General features: G+C 39.4%; 25 protein-coding genes. 12 read left to right on the top strand and 13 right to left on the bottom strand.

The window, feature by feature from the left end; all coding sequences use genetic code 11:
* Positions 1 to 33: 33 nt before the first annotated feature.
* The 8 genes from J1G40_RS12265 to J1G40_RS12230 all read right to left on the bottom strand — a co-directional run bounded on the left by J1G40_RS12265 (position 34) and on the right by J1G40_RS12230 (position 4,788).
* Positions 34 to 789: a LytR/AlgR family response regulator transcription factor gene (locus J1G40_RS12265; RefSeq protein ID WP_265242936.1), complete on the bottom strand. Its 756-nt coding sequence runs from the start codon at positions 787 to 789 to the stop codon at positions 34 to 36.
* Positions 790 to 795: 6 nt separating this feature from the next.
* Positions 796 to 1,149: a 2TM domain-containing protein gene (locus J1G40_RS12260; protein ID WP_265242935.1), complete on the bottom strand. Its 354-nt coding sequence runs from the start codon at positions 1,147 to 1,149 to the stop codon at positions 796 to 798.
* Positions 1,149 to 1,466, bottom strand: a complete 318-nt coding sequence (locus tag J1G40_RS12255; protein ID WP_265242934.1) for a 2TM domain-containing protein — start codon at positions 1,464 to 1,466, stop codon at positions 1,149 to 1,151. Before J1G40_RS12255 ends, J1G40_RS12260 begins: the two co-directional genes overlap by 1 nt.
* A gap of 25 nt (positions 1,467 to 1,491) precedes the next feature.
* Positions 1,492 to 1,797 (bottom strand): 2TM domain-containing protein, encoded by a 306-nt coding sequence (locus J1G40_RS12250; protein WP_265242933.1) that lies wholly within the window; start codon positions 1,795 to 1,797, stop codon positions 1,492 to 1,494.
* Between the two features lie 133 nt (positions 1,798 to 1,930).
* Positions 1,931 to 2,242 carry a 2TM domain-containing protein gene (locus J1G40_RS12245; protein WP_265242932.1) on the bottom strand — a complete coding sequence of 104 codons (312 nt, stop codon included), beginning with the start codon at positions 2,240 to 2,242 and terminating at the stop codon, positions 1,931 to 1,933.
* A 121-nt stretch (positions 2,243 to 2,363) separates the two neighbouring features.
* The gene (locus J1G40_RS12240) at positions 2,364 to 2,666 is read right to left on the bottom strand and encodes a 2TM domain-containing protein (protein ID WP_265242931.1); all 303 of its coding nucleotides are present in this window, start codon (positions 2,664 to 2,666) and stop codon (positions 2,364 to 2,366) included.
* Positions 2,667 to 2,788: 122 nt separating this feature from the next.
* On the bottom strand, positions 2,789 to 4,120 hold the full coding sequence (locus tag J1G40_RS12235; RefSeq protein WP_265242930.1) for a 2TM domain-containing protein: 1,332 nt from the start codon (positions 4,118 to 4,120) through the stop codon (positions 2,789 to 2,791).
* A gap of 29 nt (positions 4,121 to 4,149) precedes the next feature.
* Positions 4,150 to 4,788, bottom strand: a complete 639-nt coding sequence (locus J1G40_RS12230) for a hypothetical protein (RefSeq protein ID WP_265242929.1) — start codon at positions 4,786 to 4,788, stop codon at positions 4,150 to 4,152.
* A gap of 152 nt (positions 4,789 to 4,940) precedes the next feature.
* Here J1G40_RS12230 and J1G40_RS12225 point away from each other — a divergent pair, with 152 nt between their 5' ends.
* Both J1G40_RS12225 and J1G40_RS12220 read left to right on the top strand, forming a co-directional pair.
* On the top strand, positions 4,941 to 5,693 hold the full coding sequence (locus J1G40_RS12225; protein WP_265242928.1) for a DUF3179 domain-containing protein: 753 nt from the start codon (positions 4,941 to 4,943) through the stop codon (positions 5,691 to 5,693).
* Positions 5,694 to 5,708: 15 nt separating this feature from the next.
* Complete coding sequence (locus J1G40_RS12220; RefSeq protein WP_265242927.1) at positions 5,709 to 6,332, top strand: FMN-binding negative transcriptional regulator; 624 nt, start codon at positions 5,709 to 5,711, stop codon at positions 6,330 to 6,332.
* 3 nt (positions 6,333 to 6,335) lie between these two features.
* On the opposite strand, the gene J1G40_RS12215 is transcribed toward J1G40_RS12220, so the two are convergent.
* Both J1G40_RS12215 and J1G40_RS12210 read right to left on the bottom strand, forming a co-directional pair.
* Positions 6,336 to 7,070 (bottom strand): response regulator, encoded by a 735-nt coding sequence (locus J1G40_RS12215; protein WP_265242926.1) that lies wholly within the window; start codon positions 7,068 to 7,070, stop codon positions 6,336 to 6,338.
* Positions 7,071 to 7,072: 2 nt separating this feature from the next.
* Positions 7,073 to 9,034 (bottom strand): sensor histidine kinase, encoded by a 1,962-nt coding sequence (locus J1G40_RS12210; RefSeq protein WP_265242925.1) that lies wholly within the window; start codon positions 9,032 to 9,034, stop codon positions 7,073 to 7,075.
* 205 nt (positions 9,035 to 9,239) lie between these two features.
* Between J1G40_RS12210 and J1G40_RS12205 the strand changes: the two genes are divergently transcribed.
* The 6 genes from J1G40_RS12205 (at position 9,240) to J1G40_RS12180 (ending at position 15,722) form a co-directional block, all read left to right on the top strand.
* Positions 9,240 to 9,770: an ester cyclase gene (locus J1G40_RS12205; RefSeq protein WP_265242924.1), complete on the top strand. Its 531-nt coding sequence runs from the start codon at positions 9,240 to 9,242 to the stop codon at positions 9,768 to 9,770.
* Between the two features lie 36 nt (positions 9,771 to 9,806).
* A complete protein-coding gene (locus J1G40_RS12200; protein WP_265242923.1) occupies positions 9,807 to 10,571 on the top strand; it encodes a hypothetical protein in 765 nt (254 codons plus the stop codon).
* Between the two features lie 197 nt (positions 10,572 to 10,768).
* Positions 10,769 to 11,530, top strand: a complete 762-nt coding sequence (locus tag J1G40_RS12195) for a hypothetical protein (protein WP_265242922.1) — start codon at positions 10,769 to 10,771, stop codon at positions 11,528 to 11,530.
* Between the two features lie 144 nt (positions 11,531 to 11,674).
* Positions 11,675 to 13,777, top strand: a complete 2,103-nt coding sequence (locus tag J1G40_RS12190; RefSeq protein WP_265242921.1) for a PQQ-dependent dehydrogenase, methanol/ethanol family — start codon at positions 11,675 to 11,677, stop codon at positions 13,775 to 13,777.
* Between the two features lie 34 nt (positions 13,778 to 13,811).
* Entirely contained in the window at positions 13,812 to 14,534 is a 723-nt protein-coding gene (locus tag J1G40_RS12185) for a hypothetical protein (RefSeq protein WP_265242920.1), read from the top strand.
* Between the two features lie 21 nt (positions 14,535 to 14,555).
* Positions 14,556 to 15,722 carry a P1 family peptidase gene (locus tag J1G40_RS12180; RefSeq protein ID WP_265242919.1) on the top strand — a complete coding sequence of 389 codons (1,167 nt, stop codon included), beginning with the start codon at positions 14,556 to 14,558 and terminating at the stop codon, positions 15,720 to 15,722.
* A gap of 56 nt (positions 15,723 to 15,778) precedes the next feature.
* On the opposite strand, the gene J1G40_RS12175 is transcribed toward J1G40_RS12180, so the two are convergent.
* On the bottom strand, positions 15,779 to 16,759 hold the full coding sequence (locus J1G40_RS12175; RefSeq protein WP_265242918.1) for an NAD-dependent epimerase/dehydratase family protein: 981 nt from the start codon (positions 16,757 to 16,759) through the stop codon (positions 15,779 to 15,781).
* Between the two features lie 192 nt (positions 16,760 to 16,951).
* On the opposite strand from J1G40_RS12175, the gene J1G40_RS12170 reads away from it, so the two are divergent.
* The 4 genes from J1G40_RS12170 to J1G40_RS12155 all read left to right on the top strand — a co-directional run bounded on the left by J1G40_RS12170 (position 16,952) and on the right by J1G40_RS12155 (position 20,811).
* Positions 16,952 to 17,776, top strand: coding sequence for a class I SAM-dependent methyltransferase (locus tag J1G40_RS12170; protein WP_265242917.1), 825 nt, complete (start codon positions 16,952 to 16,954; stop codon positions 17,774 to 17,776).
* 63 nt (positions 17,777 to 17,839) lie between these two features.
* Positions 17,840 to 19,393: an NAD(P)/FAD-dependent oxidoreductase gene (locus tag J1G40_RS12165; RefSeq protein ID WP_265242916.1), complete on the top strand. Its 1,554-nt coding sequence runs from the start codon at positions 17,840 to 17,842 to the stop codon at positions 19,391 to 19,393.
* An 84-nt stretch (positions 19,394 to 19,477) separates the two neighbouring features.
* Positions 19,478 to 19,846, top strand: coding sequence for a hypothetical protein (locus J1G40_RS12160; protein WP_265242915.1), 369 nt, complete (start codon positions 19,478 to 19,480; stop codon positions 19,844 to 19,846).
* Between the two features lie 17 nt (positions 19,847 to 19,863).
* Positions 19,864 to 20,811, top strand: a complete 948-nt coding sequence (locus tag J1G40_RS12155) for a sugar phosphate isomerase/epimerase family protein (protein ID WP_265242914.1) — start codon at positions 19,864 to 19,866, stop codon at positions 20,809 to 20,811.
* 44 nt (positions 20,812 to 20,855) lie between these two features.
* Here the strand turns inward: J1G40_RS12155 and J1G40_RS12150 are convergent, their stop codons facing one another.
* Both J1G40_RS12150 and J1G40_RS12145 read right to left on the bottom strand, forming a co-directional pair.
* On the bottom strand, positions 20,856 to 21,365 hold the full coding sequence (locus J1G40_RS12150; protein ID WP_265242913.1) for a hypothetical protein: 510 nt from the start codon (positions 21,363 to 21,365) through the stop codon (positions 20,856 to 20,858).
* Between the two features lie 71 nt (positions 21,366 to 21,436).
* Positions 21,437 to 22,522 (bottom strand): glycoside hydrolase family 26 protein, encoded by a 1,086-nt coding sequence (locus J1G40_RS12145; protein ID WP_265242912.1) that lies wholly within the window; start codon positions 22,520 to 22,522, stop codon positions 21,437 to 21,439.
* Positions 22,523 to 22,562 lie beyond the last annotated feature (40 nt).

The raw sequence follows: 22,562 nt of genomic DNA, 5'->3' as shown, positions 1-22,562 counted from the left end.
TCTGTAATAGTTTATGCTCATTTTAGGCCGGTATTACTCTAGCCATAATTTAAAATCTCGTACCCGTTCCCTGCTAACAATTACTTCTTGCTCCTTAAATCTGTTCAATACAATTTTAAGACGAGAATTGGTATAGGATATGATGTCTTTTATATGGTTGACATTAACATAGTGCTTTCTGCTTACCCTAAAAAAGACCTTGGGCTCCAAATCCGATTCCAAATTGTCCAAAGTAGTATCAAGCAGGTAATTCCTTCCATCAATTGTAGCGGCATATGTCCCTTTATTTTCACTATAAAAACATTCTATTTCATCCGCATTAATGATCTTAATATGCTGTCCTACCTTAGCGGTAAATCTTTTTTTAAAGTCCCTTTCAAGAGGATTTACCAATAATTTTTTAATATCATCAAAATCCAGTGTTAGTTTTTTATCGTTGGTAGCTAAGTTCTGGTACTGCTTAAATGCGGCCTCCAATTCTTCATCATCAATTGGTTTGAGCAAGTAATCTATACTATTGAGTTTAAATGCCTGTAAAGCATATTCATCGTAAGCAGTAGTAAATATAATTGCACTATGGACTTCCACCTCTTCAAATATCTCGAATGATAGCCCATCGGAAAGCTGAATATCAAGGAAAATCAGATCCGGGTGTTCATTGTCATGAAACCAGGCTATAGACTCTTCAACCGAATGCAACATAATAGGGCCAACTACTCCCAATTCGCCAAGTAAACGCGCCAGTCTCCTGGCAGCGGGTTTTTCGTCTTCAATTATAAGTACCTTCATGCGGTATTAATTATATTTTCCAGAATTATTTTTATCTTCTTCAATGATCTTTTTTATCTGTCTTTCCTCCCATTTCTTCAGAAAGTTAAATTTGTACCTGTACACTACTATTCCGTGTATTAGTAGTCCTACGCCCCATAAAGCGGGTGTTAACAGGGCGTTATAATTCATCCATTCCAGAATACCGGTAGCAATTTCCTCATTATTGTCTTTATAGACATTTATTATCCATTTGATGGCCAGTATTATCCCTAAATTTATAACGATATACGCCTTCACATGGCCCCAGAAATCTTTGAGTTCTTTAACCTTTTTCTTGGCCCGTTCTAGTTTCTGTAAATACTGTTGATCAAGTTCCATTATCTGTACTTTTCTGCATCCTTCTTATCCTTATCTATATACTTCTGGATTTGTTTTTCCTCCCAATTCTTTCCAAAGAAAGGATTAAGATTAAACACGTGGGCTCCATGAAAAAGAAGACCCAGCCCCCAAAAAATGGCAGTAAAAAAGTGCCCTAGTTTCCAAAAACTTTCACCATCTTTTAAAGTAGCCAGATAGATATTTACCAGGATAAACAAATTAACCAAAATATACACCATAAGGTGAATATAAAACCCCTTCATCTCTCCTACCCGCTTTTTGGCTCTATTAAATTTTTCCTGTTCGTAATTTTCCATTCTTATTTAAATTAACTTATTGTTTCTACTCCCAACGGGTCTTCCCCTGATCATCATCCTCCATAAATTCTTTGATTTTCCTACGCTCCCAGTCCTTTCCAAAAAACGGGTTTAGGTTAAAGGTATTTAAGGCATGAAACAATAGCCCTATACCCCATCCAAATGCGGCCCAAAGAAACCACATATACCTCCAGCTATTTGTCCAGTAGTTTAATGCTGCAAGCAGAGAAATTACGATGACATAGGAGGTTAGATTTCCATAGAATTTCTTTAATTCCTCTACCCTTTCTTTGGCTTTAAAGTACTTATTTTCTTTATTAAAATCTTGCATGGTGGTTGTTTTATGTTGAAATGTTTAGTGTTTTAACTTCTACTTCAAAATTCAGAAATCGTTATCAAATTTTAAAATGTTTGCTACCGTACTGTAGATTATTCAGGATGAATTGTAATTATATTCACAATGCTTAAAAGAGCATAAAATCATCCTTTTCCATCAACTCTCTGATCTTTTTTTCCTCCCATCTCTTTCCCCATAACGGATTATATCCAAAGGCTTCCATTGCGTGCATGGTAAGGCCAAAACCCCATCCCAAAATAGGGAAGATCACCCAGGGGAAATCTGTCGTTTTATAATTCAGCCAGATGAGACAGGGAATAATTATCAGATAAATGGTTAAATGACAATAAAATTCCTTCAAAGTTTTAACCCGCTCCTTGGCTCTTAAATATTTTCTTTCGATATTATTATCTGCTGTATGCATTGTTTTAAGCTCCATTGTTTCGTTGTTTAATTACCTTCCAAAAGTCTGACTATTCTGGCTTTTTTAGAAAAACAAACTACCGAGTTGTGCTTTGCACTGGATGAATTGTACTAATGCTCATTTAAATGAAAACAGATTAAAATTCGTCTTTTTCCATCAGTTGTCTGATCTTTCTCTCTTGCCAGCTTTTCCCCCAAAACGGATTGTATCCAAAGACCACCATACCGTGTATGACCAGTCCAATACCCCAACTAAAAATCGGGAAAAACACCCAGGGGAAATCTGTCGTTATGTAGTTCAACCATATGAGCATAGGGATGACGAAAATATAGGTCAATAAGTTGTAAAAAAAGCCTTTCATGGCTTTCACTCGTTCCTTGGCTCTTAAGTACTTGCTTTCGCTATCAATATCTGGTGTATTTATCTTTTGTTGTTGCATTTTTCAGTTGCTTAAATTATAGTACAAACGTTCCAATTCAGGAGTGCTTTAAGAAATATTAATTACCGAATTGCACATAGTACAGGACGAATTGTAAGTGCAGTTATTTAGCTTGTAAAAGGTTAAAAATCATCTTCTTCCATAAACTCCCTGATCTTTTTTTCCTCCCAACTTTTACCCCATAGCGGATTATATCCATAGGCCTCCATACCGTGTATAGTAAGTCCAAATCCCCACCCTAAAATAGGGAAGATCACCCAGGGGAAATCTGTTGTTCTATAGTTCAGATATATTAGAAAAGGGATTACAATGCAATATGCCATTGCATTTCCATAAAAGCCTTTTATGGCCTCCACTCTTTCTTTTGCCTTTTGATACCGCTTTTCTGCTATATGTGACTTTTGTGTTTCCATAACAGATATTTGCTTTGTTAACATGGGTATTGAAACACTAAAATCTGAAGCAGTCTTTTCTATATCTACACTTCTGTTAGATAAAATATCATAGCGTTGTTGAATATTTACAAGTCCTACGCCACTGCTCTTTTTAACCACCTGCTTCTCTTGCAGGTTATTACTAATAGTGAGCCTCCCATCCTGTTCAAATACTTTTATGTGTAAAGGATTGGAAGCGGTCACCACATTATGCTTTACTGCGTTCTCTAATAAGAGCTGCAGGGATAATGGCACTATTTTGGCCTCAGGATTACTGGACTGATCCGGGATGTCAAAAATAATGCTGTCTTCAAACCGCATCTTAAGCAATCGAACGTAGGTCTTTGCGAATTGTAATTCCTCATCTACAGTAACCAGATCTTTGTTCTTCTGTTCCAATACATATCGGTATACTTTGGAGAGAGAGGTAGTAAATTTCTGCGCCTGGTCCGGGTCCTCTTCAATAAGACTGGTCAGCACATTTAGGCTATTGAACAAAAAATGGGGATCCAATTGATTTTTTAAGGCGTCAAATTTAGCCGAGGCCGTACCTGCGATAATCTTATGTTCTTTTACCTTCTTCTCCTGAAGTGATCTGTAGAAATAAACGGCGTGAAAGAATACGGAAACTACAATGGTAATCAGCAAGGAGACGGCATAATATATAGCCCTTTCATTGGCAATGAACTCATCCCATCCCAGACCTTCGAATCCCATATTGATGAGAATACGAATCCAGAATATGCCCAGCATGGTGAGTACCACCCCACCCACAGCACCGATAAGTATTCTGTATTTTTTGTACTTTTTCCATACTACTTTGTTATTCAAATAGTCGAAAAAAATACCATTTATAAACGTTAGTATTACCGAATAAAGCTGGTAATAACCTAAATTAGTCCAGAAAGCACCGTTGAACTCTATTTGCTCCCCAGACAAGAATTGAAGCCCAAGAGATATACCCGCAAGCAATAATCCTATCAATACTCCTACTACCAGTGTCTTCCCTATATATCTCATTGCTTCAACTTAGTATAGTACAACTTAAATTAATCTTCCTGGGCTTGTTCCCCACAGTTGTCAAGAACCATTTGCGCCCTGTCCATTCCCCAATTTGGATGAAAATCGGATGCTGGTTTAAAATTAACAAAAAGTTCCAAGGCACGCTCAACATCTTTGCAATATGGACTGATGTCTTTACCAAAATACCTGGCTGCACCCATATCCCACTCTGCTTTGGAGAAAACCACTCGAGGATTGTCAGGGGCTATCTCTAATGCTTTGCTATAAATAGCCACATTTTTAGCGGAGTATTCCATCCCATAAGTTGCCCCGTCAAAAGCAATCCATGCCGTATTTATCATGGCCTGTTGAATCAGAATTTCCGGATTATCAGGAGAAATGGCATTGGCTATATCTATAAATTCTTTAGCTTTCCCCAATTGCTGTGTTAACTTTTCCTTGTCTTGCTCACCAAATGAGATTATTGTATTAATCTGTGCTACATAATAGGCGGGTACCCAATTATCCATTTCTACCGAAGCTATTCTTTCGAAAAGGTTAGAAGCCTCAGTAGTTTTATTTTCACCCCAGAGTTCAAAGGCCTTTTGCATCCCCTTGGAATATTGATCCTGAGCAGATGTTACTGCGCTAAATAATAATAAAGTTACTAGTATTAAATTTTTCATCTTTTTAATTTATTTGATTTATGAGGCAAAATTGATTCTATTCTGTTCCTATTTGAAAAAAAGAAGACCCAATTGTCATAATTTCAGGCTGGATTGTAATTGGGTTGTTATTTTTGCTGCTAAATTTGAAGCATTCCAAAAATTATAGTAAAATGAAATATATTATTCTTGCAGTATTCCTTCTTTTTGGCATATACACCTTTGCCCAACGGCCCATTGCAGTGGAGAACGGTAAATTCTTTGAAAAAGAAGGCAACAAAATGCTATATGGAGGCATCAACGAAAAAGAGCATTTTAAGATCAACAATCTGGAATTGAAACCAAAACAATTCCACTATGGCATCGGGCGCGAAAAATTCCCAGCACTTATAACTCCGAAATTTGAAACCGTTTCAGAAGCCGACAATCACTGGGAAGACACCGATAGATTCCTTGTAGCCTATAAAGATGATCAGGTTAGGGCTTATTCCGTAAAAGATTTAACAAGGCACGAGGTGGTTAATGATGTTATTGGCGGGGAACCAATTTTTGCTGCCTATTGCATCCTTGCAGATCTCGGTGCCATCTATAAAAGGACTTACGCCGACAAAGTATTTACTTTTGCCGTTAGTGGTTATACGTATTTTGACCCGAAGGTTTGGGAAGGTTTAGACGGCTTTATTCTTTGGGACCGGGAGACAGAGAGCCTTTGGTGGCCGTTAATAGACAGGGCTGTTTCCGGCCCGCTTAAAGGAGTGGGGCTTCGTAAACTAGACCAGATTTATTGGAAAGACACCCAATGGAAAGATGTCAAGGAAAACTTCTCCAATGCTAAAGTCTTAATAAGCAATCAGGATTTTGAAAGACCAGATTCCTGGAGAAAATATAATGATGTCTCCAAAATAGTTGAAAAGTTTGTAAACTAAAATCCATACCAGAAGATGTATATACCAAAACAGTATAAGCATGAACAGCTTTCGGAAGTAAAGGAGTTCATTCGGGAAAATGCCTTTGCAATTTTGGTAAATGAGGTTAGTGGCCGGCCATGGGCCACACATATCCCGCTAGAATTAGAAATGGATGAAAATGGCAAGGAATTTCTGGTAGGTCATATTGCCAAAGCCAATCCGCAGTGGCAAAATTTTGATGAGCAGAAGGAGGTGCTTTGTATTTTTAACGGACCCCATAGTTATATTTCATCTTCCTGGTACAAAGAGGAGGAAGTACCTACATGGAATTATATCGCAGTTCATATTTACGGGAGGTTAACCATTTTGGATGAAGCGGCCGTATTGAACTCACTGCATAAATTGGTAGACAAGTACGAAACCAATTCAAAAAACCCGGTCTCTTTACATAATATGTCCAAAAACACCATGAGACAGATTAAGGGTATTGTGGGGTTTAAGATTGAAATAAAAGAGGTACAGGCCGCATATAAGCTTTCACAGGGAAGAGAGCACGACCATGAAAACATCAAAAGAGAACTAGAGGAAAAAGGGGCAGCTTCAAAGGCCATTGTAAAGGCAATGAACAACAGCTTAAAAAAGGACAGGAACTTTTGATTATCAGATGGTATGAATCCTGGACAGCAGCCTGTCTTTATAAGATTTACTTATAGGAATTACTTTGCGTTTAATTTCCAAATGGCTCTCTGCCACAACATCTAATTTGGCTAGATTCACTATAAAAGACCTGTGTACACGCATTAATCTTGTTCCAAATAGCTCCTCTTCAAGAGTTTTTAGGGTACTGACCAACAAATATTTATTGTCGCTGGTAAGAATATGGCAATAATTCCGATCTGCTTCAATATAATGAATATCCTCTAGTAAGAGTTTTACCATCTTCCCATTATGCCGTATAAAAATACGATCATTCAACACTTCCAAATCGTAATTTACAGGGCGCTCCTCTTCATGCCTTAACGTAAGTTGTTGTGCTACTAGAGCTATGGTTCGTTCTAAATCTATCTGATTGAAAGGTTTGGAAATAAAGGCATACGGATGTGTAGTCTTTGCATTAGAAAATGTGCCTTCATCGCTATTGGCCGTAAGATAGATAACTGGAATGTCACAAAATTGCTGGATGGCTTTTACGGTTGCTATCCCGTCTAATTTCCCCTTGAGATTTATGTCCATTAAAATTAGATCTGGCGGATTTAATTTACAATGCGCCAAAGCTTCCTCTCCCCTGGATGCTATGCCTAAGACATCATAACCCAACTTGGATAATTGCATTGCCACATTTGCGGCAATGATCATATCATCTTCAACTATAAATATGCGTAAAGAATTCTTCATTTTTAAGCAGCTTTGTTCAATTGAAATTCAAAAAACACCTTAGTACCTTTTGCATTCATCAACTTCATTTTACCGTCTAACTGGCGGGTTAACAACTCAATTAATTGGGTTCCAAACCCCGTTCCTTCTACCCTTAAATTACCCGACTTCCCTACTCCATTGTCTTTCACGGTCAGGTATAAAAGTGAATCTACTTCTTTTAGGGTAATCACAATTTTACCCTTTTGTCCACCGGGAAAGGCGTATTTCATGGCATTGGTAATTAATTCATTGACAATAAGTCCGATAGGAATAGCTATATCTACATCTAACTCCAAAGTTTCCATATCGCAGCATAGACTTATTTGTTCTTTAGCCCCATAAGAACTAATCAGATAATTTCCCAGGTTCATAAAATAATCCTTCATTTCAATTGCGGCCAGACTTTGCCCCTGATAAAGTTTTTGATGAATCATACTCATGCTTTGTACACGTTGTTGGCTTTTACGCATGGCTTCAATTACATCTGGGTCATCAATTATTTCTGATTGTAATGAGAGTAGGCTCGATACTATTTCCAGATTATTTTTAACACGATGGTGAATCTCTTTTAGTAAAAATTCCTTTTCCCGATTTTGCTGCTGAAGCAGTTTGTTCTTTCTCACATTGTTTTTAATAGCTTTATAGGCTAATAATAAGAGCATGAGCAATAAGGCAGCAATAATGATAATCAAGGTCTGCCTGGTCCTTTGCTTGGAAATTTGTGTTTCCTGAAGTTGAATTGTTCCGTCTTTTTGGGCTACATCGAACTCGGTTTGCAATAGAGAAATACGCTGGTCTGCTTCTGCTGTAAAAACACTTTTCTTTAATTTGTCATATTCTGCGAAAGCCTGATATGCCTCCTCGTACTGATGATTGCCTGCATAAGCCTTCCCCAGGGTTTCATATGCAATACTGAGATAGTAAGAATCTCCAAAATCTTCGGTAGCGGTTTCTATACATTTCCTTAGGCTACTAATGGCGCTGGTATATTTACCCTGAAGATTTAAAAGTTTTCCAATCGAAAGATAAGAACGCATCTGCATAAAGTTGTTCTGCAGCAATTCTGCATACTTAATTGCACTTTGTCCTGCTTCTGCCGCTTCATCAAACCTGTTCAAATAGGCATATAAGTCTACCAGAGAAATATATACATCACTAAGGTTATTGTAAAATCCATACCGTTCTCCAATGGTAATGGCATATTCATAGTACCGCAAGGCCTCATCGTACATCTTTAGTGCCAGATAATTGTTTCCTACCACATATAGAGTAAAATCATAATCTAGGTCGTTAATGTTTCGCTTTTCAAATAGCTGAATAGATTTTAAACCATACTCCAGACCCTTCTCATATCTAGATTGTTTCCAGAACAGATTACTTAAATCGCTAAAGGCAAGTGCCATGGCCTTAATATCTCCAAGCTCTTCCCCTATTCTCAAGGATTCTAAAGCAAAATCTGCAGCTCTTCCCAATTGTCCCCTCCGTTCATAGATATAACCCATTTGTGTATTTAAGAATGGCAAATCGGTCTTAAGTACTTTATTACTGGCCTGCTGCAAAACCTGCTCAGCACTATCCAGTTTTTCCATCCTCAGTAATATGGCTGCCTGCGTTATCTGAAATCTACCCTCCCACAATAAATTATTACAGTCCTGGGCTTGTTCCAGGCCTTCTTTGGTATACATCATGGCCTTATTGAGATTACGGCTGTGCCAGAAATAAGCCAAGTCATTAAGAATAGAGAATTTAAGGGTGTCTACTGCAGTTCTGGCATAGGCAATTTCCAGGGTATCCAGGTATGAAGCACCAAAATTGTCGGTCTCTACAAAGACCTTTTTGTAGGGTTTTTCGCTAGTGAAGTCGATAATTTGAGAACTAAGAAGACCGTAATTCCCAAAGAGGATTACTAAGGTAATAAGCCCTTTGAACAGATCATGTCTCATCACAGGTATATTCTCGTCCGGGGGAAATACGAGCTTAGTTAAATATACAACATTTAACGAAACAACTGTTAGATAACTTAAAATGATCTCTCGGACATAGAAACTACATGTTCGTCCTAGTTGTATTTATTATTCTCCTTAAAATTAATTTATTAGATAGTGAAAGCTTCACAGCTTAGTAATGAGTTGGGTAATTCGGGTACTTATGAAAACAACATATTTGGCTATTGTTTTACTAGTTGCCCTATTTATATCATGTAAAGAATGGTCTGGAGCAAAGAACGAAGCCATTGCCGAAATTTCACATGAAGAATTGTTGAGAAATACCTACGATAATTTTGTTGAATACGCCTGGAACAACAGCAATATGGACAGTCTGACAATACTTATGGAGGAAAACTTTGTCAAGTATCACAACGGTATCCAGATTGCGGAGAACAAAAGCGAAATGGAGGCCAATATGAATATTTATTTCAAGGGGTTTCCAGATGGTAGGTTAAGTGTTGATAATGTACAGGTTAAAGGAGATAATTTATTTGCTCAATGGGTGTACATGGGAACAAATACGGGAATGTTCGGAGAATTTGCGCCTACAGGCAAGAAAGTAAAGATTCATGGCTACACCCATATAGAGTTCAATGCAGTTGGCAAGATGATAAAGGAGGCAGTATATTTTAACGAACTGGAATTATTACAACAGCTGGGATACACTTTAAATCCGCCAGTGCTGGAATGAATTAATATATCACACAACCAATAAATTTTAATTATTATGAGAACACAGAAAATCAGCTTTTTAATTGCGCTTTTATTAACTCCTCTATGTTTTATGGCACAGGAAACCAAAAAATCCCAGGCCTTCTGGGTACATGAGGATGTGGTTAAACCTTCAATGGTAGCCGAATATGAAAGTGTTTGTAAAGAATTGATGAATAACGTCAAAAAACACAACATTCAGGAAATGAATAATATTGTGGCTAAGACCGCAGACAACCGCTATATGTGGGTAGGACCAATTGAAAATATGGCCCAGTTAGACCAACCTGTTTTTGGAGATCTTCCCGAGAAAATGGGAGCAGACAAAATGGGAGCCCTTTTTGATCGTATGGATAAGTGTTATGACATAGAACAAAACTATATTATTCACCTGGACAATGAGATGTCTTATATGCCCGGTGGAATTAGCCAAACCATTGAAGGAGAAGATTACAGAAAGTTCCATTACTTTCATTATACGCCTGGCAACCGTGCAGCTGTAAAAGCAGGGGTGAAAGCAATAAAAGACTTATTTGAAAGCAAGGGATCAAAAATGCACTATAGAGTCTATAGGAGTGGATTTGGGACCCGGGGCGAATTTTATATGGTTGCGGTAGCTGCAAAAGATGCAGCAGATTATGCCAACAGAATAGCAGCAAACAATGAGGCCATGGGAGAAGAGTGGCAAAATACCTACAATGATTTCCTGGCTACCCTTGATAAATATGAGGTTTTTGAAGCTGTAATGCTCCCGGAGATGGGGTATTCTCCTTCCAACTAATTTATGGCTTTAGGCTAATATAAAAGATTCAGGCAGGGCAGACAAATTCGGGGGAATTGATGACGATGCAAGAGATAGATTTATGGATTAGTGTTTAAAATCAAAATCAATTTGAGGTCATAGTCATCGTCTGCCTACCTGTTTTTAAATAGAAATGTATTTCAAAAATTAACTCTTAAAACCAAAATCCACAACAGATGAAAAAATTATTATTTGCCATGTTATTAATGCCACTTCTTATGGTATCACAATCTAATGAAGCACTGGTATTAGAAAATGTAATGCTTACAGTACAACCCGATAAAATTGCAGAATTTGAAGCAGGTCTCGCTGCTCATAACAATAAATTTCATGCAGAAGGGCCTTATGGAGCCCGGGTATACAATGTACAAAATGGCAAGAATGCCGGTAAGTACATGTTAATTATGGGGCCGTTACCCTGGAGCGCCATGGATGGCAGGCCATCAACTCAAGAGCATTCTGATGACAATAATAAAAATGTCAGCGCTTACCTGACGTCAGAAGTAGAAGTAAATTATATGAAAATGCATCCGGAGCTTTCCAACTTTTCCAAAGATTTTGAAATCAACAAAGTTTCCGTGTTTATGATCGATATCAAACGTTTTAAAAATGGAGATTTCATGGAAAAAGTGATTAAGAAAGTCGCTAAGGTATACAAGGAAAAAATGCCCGACCAAATTTACGGTGTATACAGCAATGAAATGAATAATATGGACGGGATGGATTTTGGCTGGGTAGAGTTTTTTGAGAGTTCTTCCTGGATGGCCAGAGAGGATAAATTTGCTCAGTACTTTGAGGAGGTTCATGGAGCTGGAAGTTTTCAGACTTTCATTGCAGATGTTGAAGCTACAACAGATGGTGACCGCACTGAAATATGGACACTTCGCAATGATTTAAGCGGACCAGGACCTATGGTGGAAGCAGTAACCAGACAATAAAGGAGATTTCTAACTAAAATAACAACCAACCTGACCAATTGATGGCAGAATCCCGGGGTTTCCCGGGTTCTGTTTTTAAAGAACAAACCTTATTTACATATGTAGTATAATCCTATTTAACTCACTTAAACAAAACCTGCCAAAATGAAGAAAACAGTTGAACTTTTTTTGATGGCCACCACATTCTTATTTATCTGCGCTTGCGCCTCTGAACCCGAACCGGGTACTATTGAACATATAACTGCTGTAACGGGCGAAATTAATGACACCCGCCTGTCATCAGCGAATGATACCCCAGGGGATTGGATCACATATGGAAAAAACTACAATGAAGATCGCTACAGTCCGTTAAATTCGATAAATGCCTCCAATATTGATAGCCTGGGATTAGCCTGGAGTATTAATTTGGGGACCAAGCGCGGTATTGAAGCTACCCCTATAGTAGTAGATGGTATAATGTATGTAACAGGACCCTGGAGCGTTGTCTACGCCATAGACGCCCGGACAGGAAAATTAATATGGACCTATGATCCTGAAGTGCCTAAAGGATATGGAGAAAAAGCCTGTTGTGATGTTGTCAATAGAGGAGTTGCGGTCTATAAAGGATTTATTTTTGTCGGCACACTGGATGGACGGCTGGTAGCTATAAATGCTGCGACAGGAGAAAAATCATGGGAAGTACTCACTGTAAATCAGGATAAGGCCTATACTATTACAGGTGCGCCAAGAGTAATCAAAGGAAAAGTCATTATCGGCAATGGCGGTGCGGAGTACGGCGTACGGGGATATGTTACAGCATATGACGCATTAAGCGGAGATGAAGCCTGGCGTTTTTATACTGTCCCTGGCAATCCTGCAGATGGTTTTGAGTCTAAAGCTATGGAGGATGCCGCTAAAACCTGGACCGGTGAATGGTGGAAATTTGGAGGAGGCGGTACTGCCTGGGATGCCATAGCTTATGATCCTGAATTAAATACCGTTTACATTGGGGTTGGTAACGGCTCGCCCTGGAATAGAGACATAAGGAGTCCTGAAGGAGGGGATAATTTGTATTTATCTTCTATAATCGCCCTTAATCCGGATGACGGATCTCTTAAATGGCATTACCAGACCACTCCGGGCGATACCTGGGATTATACTGCTACACAACAGATCATCTTAACAGATCTGGAAATAAATGGGGAGATTAGGAAAGTGCTTATGCAAGCACCAAAAAATGGTTTTTTCTATGTCATCGACAGAGTAAACGGGGATTTTATTTCGGCGGAACCCTATGTATATGTAAACTGGGCCAAGGGAATAGATAAGGAGACTGGCCGACCGATAGAAGCTCCAAATAGCAGATATCCCAATATGAATACTGAAATAGCCCCATCTGCTTCCGGGGGTCATAATTGGCAGCCAATGGCGTATAGTCCCGTTACCGGCTTGGTATATATCCCTGCCCGTGAATTTGGAATGTTTTATGGACAACCAGCAGAATTCAACTACAATGACGATGGAAGGTCATGGAATATAGGTTCCGAATTCAATGCCGCCAATAACATTCAGGAAGACACTTTAGCCAGGCAATTTTATGGCAAATTAATTGCCTGGGATCCCATTAATCAAAAAGAAGTTTGGAATGCAAAACAACCCTCTCCATGGAACGCAGGGGTTCTGGTAACCGATGACTTTGTTTTTCAGGGAACGGCCGAAGGGGACCTGGTCGCTTTTGATGCCCAATCGGGAGCGGAAGTATGGTCTTATCCTCTTGGCACCGGAATTATCGCACCACCAATTACTTATGAAGTAGATGGTATACAATATATCACCATCCCGGTTGGTTGGGGAGGTGTTCTCGGTCTGTGGATGAAATTTACAGAACAAATTAATCCCGGCTCTATTTATACCTTTGCTCTGGGAAAAAATGAGCCATTACCAGATTTTCCAAAAGCAGAAGTAAAACAATTAGTTCAGATAGATTATGATGCTTCGAAAAAACAGCTGCTGATAGGTGAAAAAAGATATCTAAGGTATTGCTCTCAGTGCCATGGCGGAGGGGGTTATCCGCAGGGAGGTGGTAATATACCAGATTTAAGATACTCCACTGCTGCAACCTTTAAAATAATGACACAGATTGTGGGTGAAGGGCTATTCCTGGAAAAAGGAATGCCAAATTTCGGAGACCGTTTAAGTGAGGAAGAGATATTGAATATTAAGTATTACCTTTTGGCTGAAGCTGATAAAGCGAGAGCTGCACAATAGTATAAACCTTATTATAATACCTTATAACTAATCAATGAACACTACCAAAAGTCGAAAACCATTTACTTATGTTAACAGTACCAATTATTTTGTCGGCCTTTTTTTGCTGGCTATAGTGGGTTTTTGGCCTTCTTATTTTTCGAAATTCTTTGACGGTACGGCAGATTTTACTTTCTATATGCATTTTCATGCGGTCCTGGCGGTATTGTGGATTTTCTTTCTGATTGCACAGCCGTTATTGATCAAGAAGAAGCATTTTGCCTTGCACAGAAGTATTGGTAAGATATCCTATATTTTGGTCCCGCTGATTTATATATCAGTACTACTCCTGGCCCATAGCCGTATTACGGGAGAGGAGGAAAATCTGGGTCTCAGCCTTTGGGTGCCTTTTAAAGATCTCATCATTTTTACTTTTGGCTACGGCGTGGCCATCAGATATCGGAAAATTATGCCTTTACATGCCAGGGGCATGATAGTGGCCGGAATTGTACTTATAGAACCTGCTATGGTAAGAGCCATAATAAATTTATTCTTTGACGGTAATTTTGTTCCCCCGGCATATCTTGTATCTATTGGGCTTTTATACAGCTTACTCATTATCCTAATAATTGCCGAACGTAAAGAAAAACGGGGCAGATGGATTTTTCCTGTTACCCTTGGCCTTTATATATTTGTTCATTCTGTAATATTGTTGCAATATTCCGTACCCGGCTGGCAGGCAATTGCCAAATGGTTTGCCGGCCTACCCTTAACCTAGAAGCCTCTTAGCAGAACTAATATGAAGAAAATTATCATTGTTACAGTAATCCTGTTGATCAGTACAATTACCTATAGCCAAAAACCAAGGGCCCGGGATCTGGGAGTGCCTTTTGATGGTACCCCCGGGAAACTTAATGCCATAACCGATGTAAAGGGAGTTGAAGTGGGCCATAGTACCATAATTTCGGGTAGTGGCAAAAATGTTATAGGTAAAGGACCTGTGAGAACAGGAGTTACCGCTATCTTTCCAAGAGGGAAAAAATTTAATCCGGTATACGCCAATTGGTACAGTCTTAATGGCAACGGTGAGATGACCGGAACCACCTGGATAACAGAATCTGGCTTTTTGGAAACACCAATAATGATCACAAATACTAACAGTGTTGGGGTGGTTAGAGATGCAGTATTAAAATGGTATGTGGATACAAATTGGTATCAGGGTGAGGATTGGTGGTATACTTATCCGGTAGTAGCCGAAACCTATGACGGTTTTCTTAACGACATATACGGTTTTCACGTTAAAGAGAAACACGTTTTGGAAGCTATAAACAATGCTAAAACCGGAAGAGTGGAAGAAGGCAATGTTGGGGGCGGAACGGGGATGATGTGCCTGGGATTTAAAGGTGGTATCGGTACTTCTTCGAGGATGGTGACCGTACAAGACACTACTTACACTTTAGGTGCTCTTGTACAAAGTAATTTTGGTGCCAAAAGAAACCTGAATATAGCAGGAGTACATGTTGGCAGGGAACTAAAAGATACCTTAAACTATGTTTTTAATGCCCCTCCGCAAACCAGAAGACAAGAGGGAGATGGTTCCATAATTGTAATTATAGCTACAGACGCGCCCTTACTTCCTCATCAGCTAAAGAGAATAGCTCATCGGGTTACCATAGGGATGGGTGTGGTTGGCGGGAGGGGAAGTAATGGATCCGGTGACATATACCTGGCCTTCTCTACAGCTAATGAAACTGCATTTAACCGGGACAAAAACACCAGGGTTGAAACTTTGTCTAATGACAGGATAACACCACTATTTGAAGCTACATCCCAGGCTGTGGAAGAGGCCATAATTAATGCCATGGTGGCCGCTGAAACCATGGAAGGAATTAATGGAAACACCGCCCATGCCCTACCCCATGATTTGCTGGTTGAGATATTAAAAAAATACAAGAAGATTAAATAATCCTTGCTATACAATTAGGAAAAGCTGACAAAACACCTGCTGCATCCAGGGTGCTATTAACTACCATAGGCCTTAAGCACTTTTTCGATCTCCTTATCTACCTCCTGGTCGATAATCTTTTTTTCGGGATGTTCATCCAGCCATTTCAATGTCCTTTTAATTCCTTCCGCAAAGGGAATGGTAGCTGTAAAACCCGGAACGAAGGTTTTAATTTTGGTATTGTCAAAAATGACGCTCTCTGCCTTATCTGCCAGTAAGGTTCCTGTAAATGAAGGGGCAATTTTACAAATAAAGTCAGACGCTATATGAACTACCCTAGCCTCTTTTCCTAAACTATCTGCAAGTATCTGATAGATGGTATTCCAGTTTAGAATTTCATCCGATGTTATATGAAAGGCATGTCCAATGGCCTGGGTTAGTCCCAATAGCCCAACAAATCCCTTAGCGAAATCATCAGAATGTGTTACCGTCCATAATGAGGTGCCATCACCGTGTATAATTATCTCCTTTCCTTTGAGTATCCTGTCTGCTGTGGTATAACTATCAAATCCGCCAATTGCTATAGGAATTACAGTATCGTAGGTTAAAGACGGCCTGACTATGGTAATGGGGAAATTTTCTTCACTATATGCCTTTTGTAAACGTTGTTCACATTTAATTTTATCGTTAGAATAGTCCCATAAATTATTACACAAAGGAGTAGACTCTGTAATTACAGGGTAGCTCAATGGTGTCTGGTAACAAGAGGCAGAGCTGATGAAAATATACTGTTTTGTTCTTCCCTTGAAAAGTGTAATATCCCTTTCGATATCTTCCGGGTTAAAGGCAATCCAATTTACCACAACATCCCAGCTGTGTTCTTTAAGTTCACTTAACTCCTCCGGTTTATTAATATCTCCAAGAATGACATTTGCCCCCTCAATGGTATTTTTAGAAGTACCCCTGTTAAGCAGGTAGAGGTCCAGACCTTTTTCAATTGCTAATCTGCTTGAAGCCGAACTGATATTTCCCGTGCCTCCGATAAATAAAACTTTCATGCTAATCCAGTTAAGTTGTTTGTTGCAATTTAATGGATTTATCCCTAGTTAAAGTAACCAAGTCTTACAATCTTCAGTTGAACCAATTCTAGAATCGGGCAAATTAATTATTTCCTTACCTTTTGGGCAGAGATGAATTAAAATCTTCAGCACCACATCTAATTTAATAAGAAACCACTATTAAAAAGTAATATGAATAACCTCAGCAACGAAGTTGAAGAACACTATCACAGCCCCGATTTATTTGGCCGAATTCTAGCAAATTTAAAGGCGGCTGGGATAGCTTTAGATGAAGTTAGACGATCTGATATTTCAGCTGTAGATGAATTTCATGTACGCGGTGCAGAAGTCTCAAAAGAACTTGCTGCAGGTCTCCAACTTAAAGACAAGCAGGTATTGGATGTTGGTTGTGGCATTGGGGGACCATGCAGAATGCTGGCAGACGAATTTGGTTGCAGGGCCACAGGTATAGACCTGTCTGAAGAATTTGTCCGTACAGCCAAAATGCTTTCAGAACTCGTTGGTTTGGAAGACCAAACATCGTTTGTACATGGTGATGCCACAAACTTACCTTTTGCAGACCGGTCTTTTGATTTGGTCTGGACGCAACATGTGCAAATGAATGTGGAAGATAAGACCAAATTTTATAAAGAAATTACAAGGGTATTAAAGGATGGTGGTACTTTTCTTTACTACGATATTTTTAAAAAGGGAGATGAAGAGGTAAATTATCCTATGCCCTGGGCCAGCCAACCCAAGATAAGTTTCCTGGCAAAAGTATCAGTAATGGAAAATATACTTGGAGACCAGGGCCTGAGGAAAGTGCAAACAACAGATCAAACTGAAAAAGGGATATTGTTTTTCGAAAAATTGTTAGCGAACTTGGCAGCATCCGGCCCTCCAAAGTTAGGATTAAACCTTTTAATGGGAACATCTACCAAATTAAAATTGGGCAATTTGCTTAAAGCATTAAAGGAAGAAAAACTTATTTTACAAAGCGGCAGCTACAGAAAGTAAAATCCAATCCTAAACACATCACTAAAGGAAGTCTAATCCTTTGATTTGCATTAAATTTAGTACATGGTCAAAAACATCCAGCTCAGGGTAAAACCAGAAGAATTAGCTCAAAAAGACATTTTAAGGATAAAAGCAGCCCATCACCTGGGATACCCGGTAGAAGAGGTGGCCGTTAAAATAAAGCGTAAGTCAATAGACGCAAGAAAGGCTGTAGTTGTATTTAATTATAAAGTTGAAGTGTACATCAATGAGGAGGTTCCTAAGGGGGAAATACAGAAATTCTACTATAAAGATGTTTCCAAGGCTAAGGCCATCCATATTATTGGTTTTGGCCCGGCCGGGATGTGGGCCGCTCTTAGATGTTTAGAATTGGGATATAAACCCGTAATACTTGAACGGGGAAAAGATGTCAGAGAAAGAAGAAGAGACCTCAAAGCCATTAACCAGGACCATCTTGTGAATGAAGATTCCAATTATTGCTTTGGCGAGGGAGGGGCCGGGACCTATTCTGATGGTAAATTATATACCCGAAGCCTAAAACGGGGAGATGTCAGAAAGGTATTTGAAAGTCTTGTACATCATGGGGCCAGTGATCAAATTCTGATTGATGCCCATCCGCATATCGGCACCAACAAACTTCCCAAAATTGTAACCAATATCAGAACAACCATTTTAGATCATGGAGGAGAAGTATATTTTAACAGCAGGGTTACCGACCTAAAAATTAAAGAAGGTAAAATCTGTGCGCTGGAGTTACTTAATGGAAAGGTATTGGAGGTAAACAAGGTAATCATGGCTACCGGACATTCTGCAAGAGACATCTATTATCTATTACATAAAAAAGACATAGCCCTAAAAGCCAAATCTTTTGCAATGGGAGTCAGAGTAGAACATCCTCAGCAAATTATTGATGCTATTCAGTACCATTGCAAAGGCCAGCGCAGCGAAGTATTACCAGCTGCAGCCTATAGTCTGGTGCATCAGGTAAAACACAGAGGGGTATATTCTTTTTGTATGTGTCCGGGAGGTTTTATCGTACCCGCTGCTACTGCACCCGGTGAAGTGGTTGTCAATGGAATGTCTCCGTCTAAAAGGAATAATCTGTACGCCAATTCGGGTATAGTGGTAGAAATAAATGTCGATGAAGATATTCCCAAATATGAAAAGTTTGATGTGCTAAAAGGACTAGAATTCCAAAAAGACCTGGAAAGATTAGCGTTCACTGCAGGAGGGAGATCTCAAACGGCCCCGGGGCAGAGATTGACAGATTTTGTAGAGGGCCGCTTATCATCGTCTCTAAATCCCTGCTCCTACCAGCCCGGTCTAAAGTCTGCTCCTTTACATTCACTATTACCAAAACTAATTGGCAGCAGGTTACGATCTGGTTTTAAAGCTTTTGGAAGTAAAATGAAAGGATATTATACCGACCAGGCAAATATTGTTGGCGTGGAATCCAGGACATCATCTCCCCTGACTATTCCGAGAAAAGTAAATCTGGAACATCCTGAAATAAAAGGGCTCTTTCCATGTGGTGAAGGCGGTGGATATGCCGGGGGCATTGTCTCTGCAGCCATGGACGGTGAGCGTTGTGCAGAAGCTGCTGTGAAAAGCTTTTGACAAATTAAAGTCCATTACTTAATTTTTTGATCTCGGGTAGATTTCACAGCAAATTTTTATTAAATTTAAAGAAAGAGTACAGCAATGTTACACAACCGGTTTTGGCAGGCATTCTTTGCATTAACACCAATAATTGTGGTAATAATTGCTATTGCCGCCTATATGGCATTCTTTATATCACTAATGCACAATGCCGCCGTAGCTGAAAGTTCGGGTGTTACTTCTGCCTCTGTAATTCTTGGAGAAGTTAGTCTCTTTATTATACTTATATTCCTTGCGGTACTACTGTCTCTGGCAAGCCTAGTATTTTTCATCGTGCATGCAGTTCAAAATCCAAACCTGAAAGAAAACAACCTGCTATTGGTTTGGATCCTCCTTTTTGTCTTTGTTAGTGGCATTGCACAGGTGATCTATTGGATTATTGAAATACTTAACAAACCCCGACCAACATAAACTCTTAAATCAAATCCATGAATAACAGACGCCTCTTCATTAAAAATGCCATCCTGGGAACTGCGAGTTTATCGCTCCCAGCCTATTTAAGTTATGGCACCCAACCTTTTGTAAATACATCGGCCAAAAAACCTAAAATTTCACTGGCTCAGTGGTCATTGCACAGGGCCTTGGAAAAAGGTGAAATCACGGCGGAAAACTTTGCCCAGATAGCCAAAAACGACTTTGATATTTCCGCAATAGAATATGTAAATCAGTTTTATGTAAAGCACGGATCCGATCAGAAGTTCTGGGGCCAAATGAAAGAACGGGCAGATGATCTGGGGGTAAAAAGCCTGTTAATCATGGTAGACAATGAAGGTGAATTGGGTAACCCTGATGCATCGTCAAGAAAATTGGCGGTGGAAAATCATTATAAATGGATAGATGCTGCCAAAATTCTTGGTTGTCATTCTATACGTGTCAATGCTTTTGGGACAGCTAAGCGAGATGTTCTTAAAAACGCGCTTATTGATGGTCTGGGGCAACTGGCCACCTATGGAGCCCAGCAAGAAATAAACGTCCTTATCGAAAACCACGGGTTGCACACTTCCGACGGCACCTATATGACCGGTATTATCAGGCAGGTAGACAATCCGTATTTGGGAACTTTGCCAGACTTTGGAAACTGGTGCCTGAATACCGAATGGGGAAGTACTATGAATGATAAGTGTACTGAGCTATATCCTCATGAAAAAGGAGTAGCAGATTTTCTGCCTTTTGCCAAAGGGGTCAGTGCAAAGTCATATAATTTTGATACGTCCGGGAACGAAACTTATCTGGATTATCCCAAATTGCTGAAATTAGTCAAGGATGCCAATTTTGACGGTTATATCGGGATAGAATACGAAGGAAATAAGTTGAGTGAAGCAGAGGGTATTAAGGCTACCAAAAATCTAATTGAAAAAGTTTGGAAGTCGCTCTGATAAGCGAGACACCAACTATAACGGTTTTATGCTGAACGGGCTACTTATTTTACAAATCCCAATTTGCGTTCGGTTCTAACACCAACAAATCGTTGTAAACTATCTTTATACGAATTAAGAATTACAGTAAATAAAAAGTCGAAAAACGGGATGTATGATTCAGATGTATTACGGAACACTTCAAATTCCTCTCCTTCATACTCATATTGAAGGAAATACTGTCCTTTGCTGTTTTTTCTGTACTTAATATGAATCAGAATCAATTCTTCCGGTAGGGTCTCCGGTGCTTTACAAACGGTGAGTCCAATACCAAAATGCCAGTAATTATCTTCTTTTAAATCTATTGCATGTATCAGCGCAGGTGCCACTAAATGAAAAGCTTTACTATCATCTATCCTGTATAATGAAAATTGCCCTTCAGGTATTTCATAATACGCTTTTAGTTCTTTTACAATTTCTATGGAAAATGTATGACAGTCCTTTTTGTAATTTTCAAACTGATCCTGGGCGGCGCTATATGCACCACATAACTGATGAAATTTACTTTTCCCCATCTGGTCTTATCTTTTGCAATTCAACTTTATCTGTCCCTACAATTTATGGAATAATAGTAACTTATTGCTATTTAGTTCGCCGGAAGTACCAAAACTTCATCTCTGGTAATGACTTTGATGCTGTTCATCATATCATTTGCTCTTCTATTGTCTTTTATTGCCACTGCGGCACCCTTCCAGCTATGCCATTGCAGAAAATAGGCCGCCTTACCAGCCAGGGATTTTGCCATTTCAAACTGGTCCCAGGTGCCATAACTTTCATCTTTTGGCCCTGTCTCGCTTATGACCAGAGTTTTTCCCAGAGATCTCATGGCCTTGTAGTTGGGAAACCCTGGTAGATTGCTATAATGATTAAGCCCTGCAAGATCTACATAGTCCGAGCCCGGATAATAGGCCGTCACCTCAGCATTCCAATGAGCATAAGGAATCACGGAATACGTCCAGATAAGATTATCAAGGCCGTAATCATAGGTAAACGTATTGTACAAATCTTGCCACAAAGCCTTAAAATCATTAACGTTAGTTTGTTGGTTATTATAGGCATTAATACCCCACCAGAAATAATCACCATTCATCTCATGAAACGGACGCCATATTACGGTCACCCCGGCACTTTTTAGTTCTTGCAATGCTGCCGCTATATTGTCTACCTCTCTTCTGTAACTGCTTTTTGCATTACTCTCCCCAGAATTTTTTAAGAGTGCCCTCAAGTCTATGGCATCCCTATTCTCAACGGTGTTCCAATATGCATCAATCCCTTCCTTAAACGGATTGTCTGCATGCCAGCTAAGGGCAACCAACCCTCCTTCATTCCAGTGGTCAATAAGAGTGTTCAACGGATAGTTATCACCCTGGAAGTATCCCAGGTCCGCCCCAATAATACCCACATATCTATTTGTCTTACCAGCCAATCTACCAACATATTCCTGGTAGTAATCATTAATTAGGTCTGGTCTGTCTCCGCATTGTTGCCCGACAATGATCTTATTTTGGGCAATGAGTTCATCAAAATAGGCCAAAATATTCTCCCTGGTTCGTGTATCGTAAACAGCGTTATGTTCCTGTTTTATAATGGATTGGGGAGTATTGACCGCCACATTTAAATTATCAGAATCAGTTGCAGGTTTATATTGTTGAGGGTAACATACAGATGCCATGAAAAACCAGATAAATGGCCAAAAATTAAGTGTTGAAGAG

Source organism: Muriicola sp. Z0-33 (assembly GCF_026126425.1).
GTDB lineage: Bacteria > Bacteroidota > Bacteroidia > Flavobacteriales > Flavobacteriaceae > JAFMPW01.
Note: the sequence above shows the minus strand (reverse complement) of the source record. Positions and strands in the feature narration are given on the sequence as shown.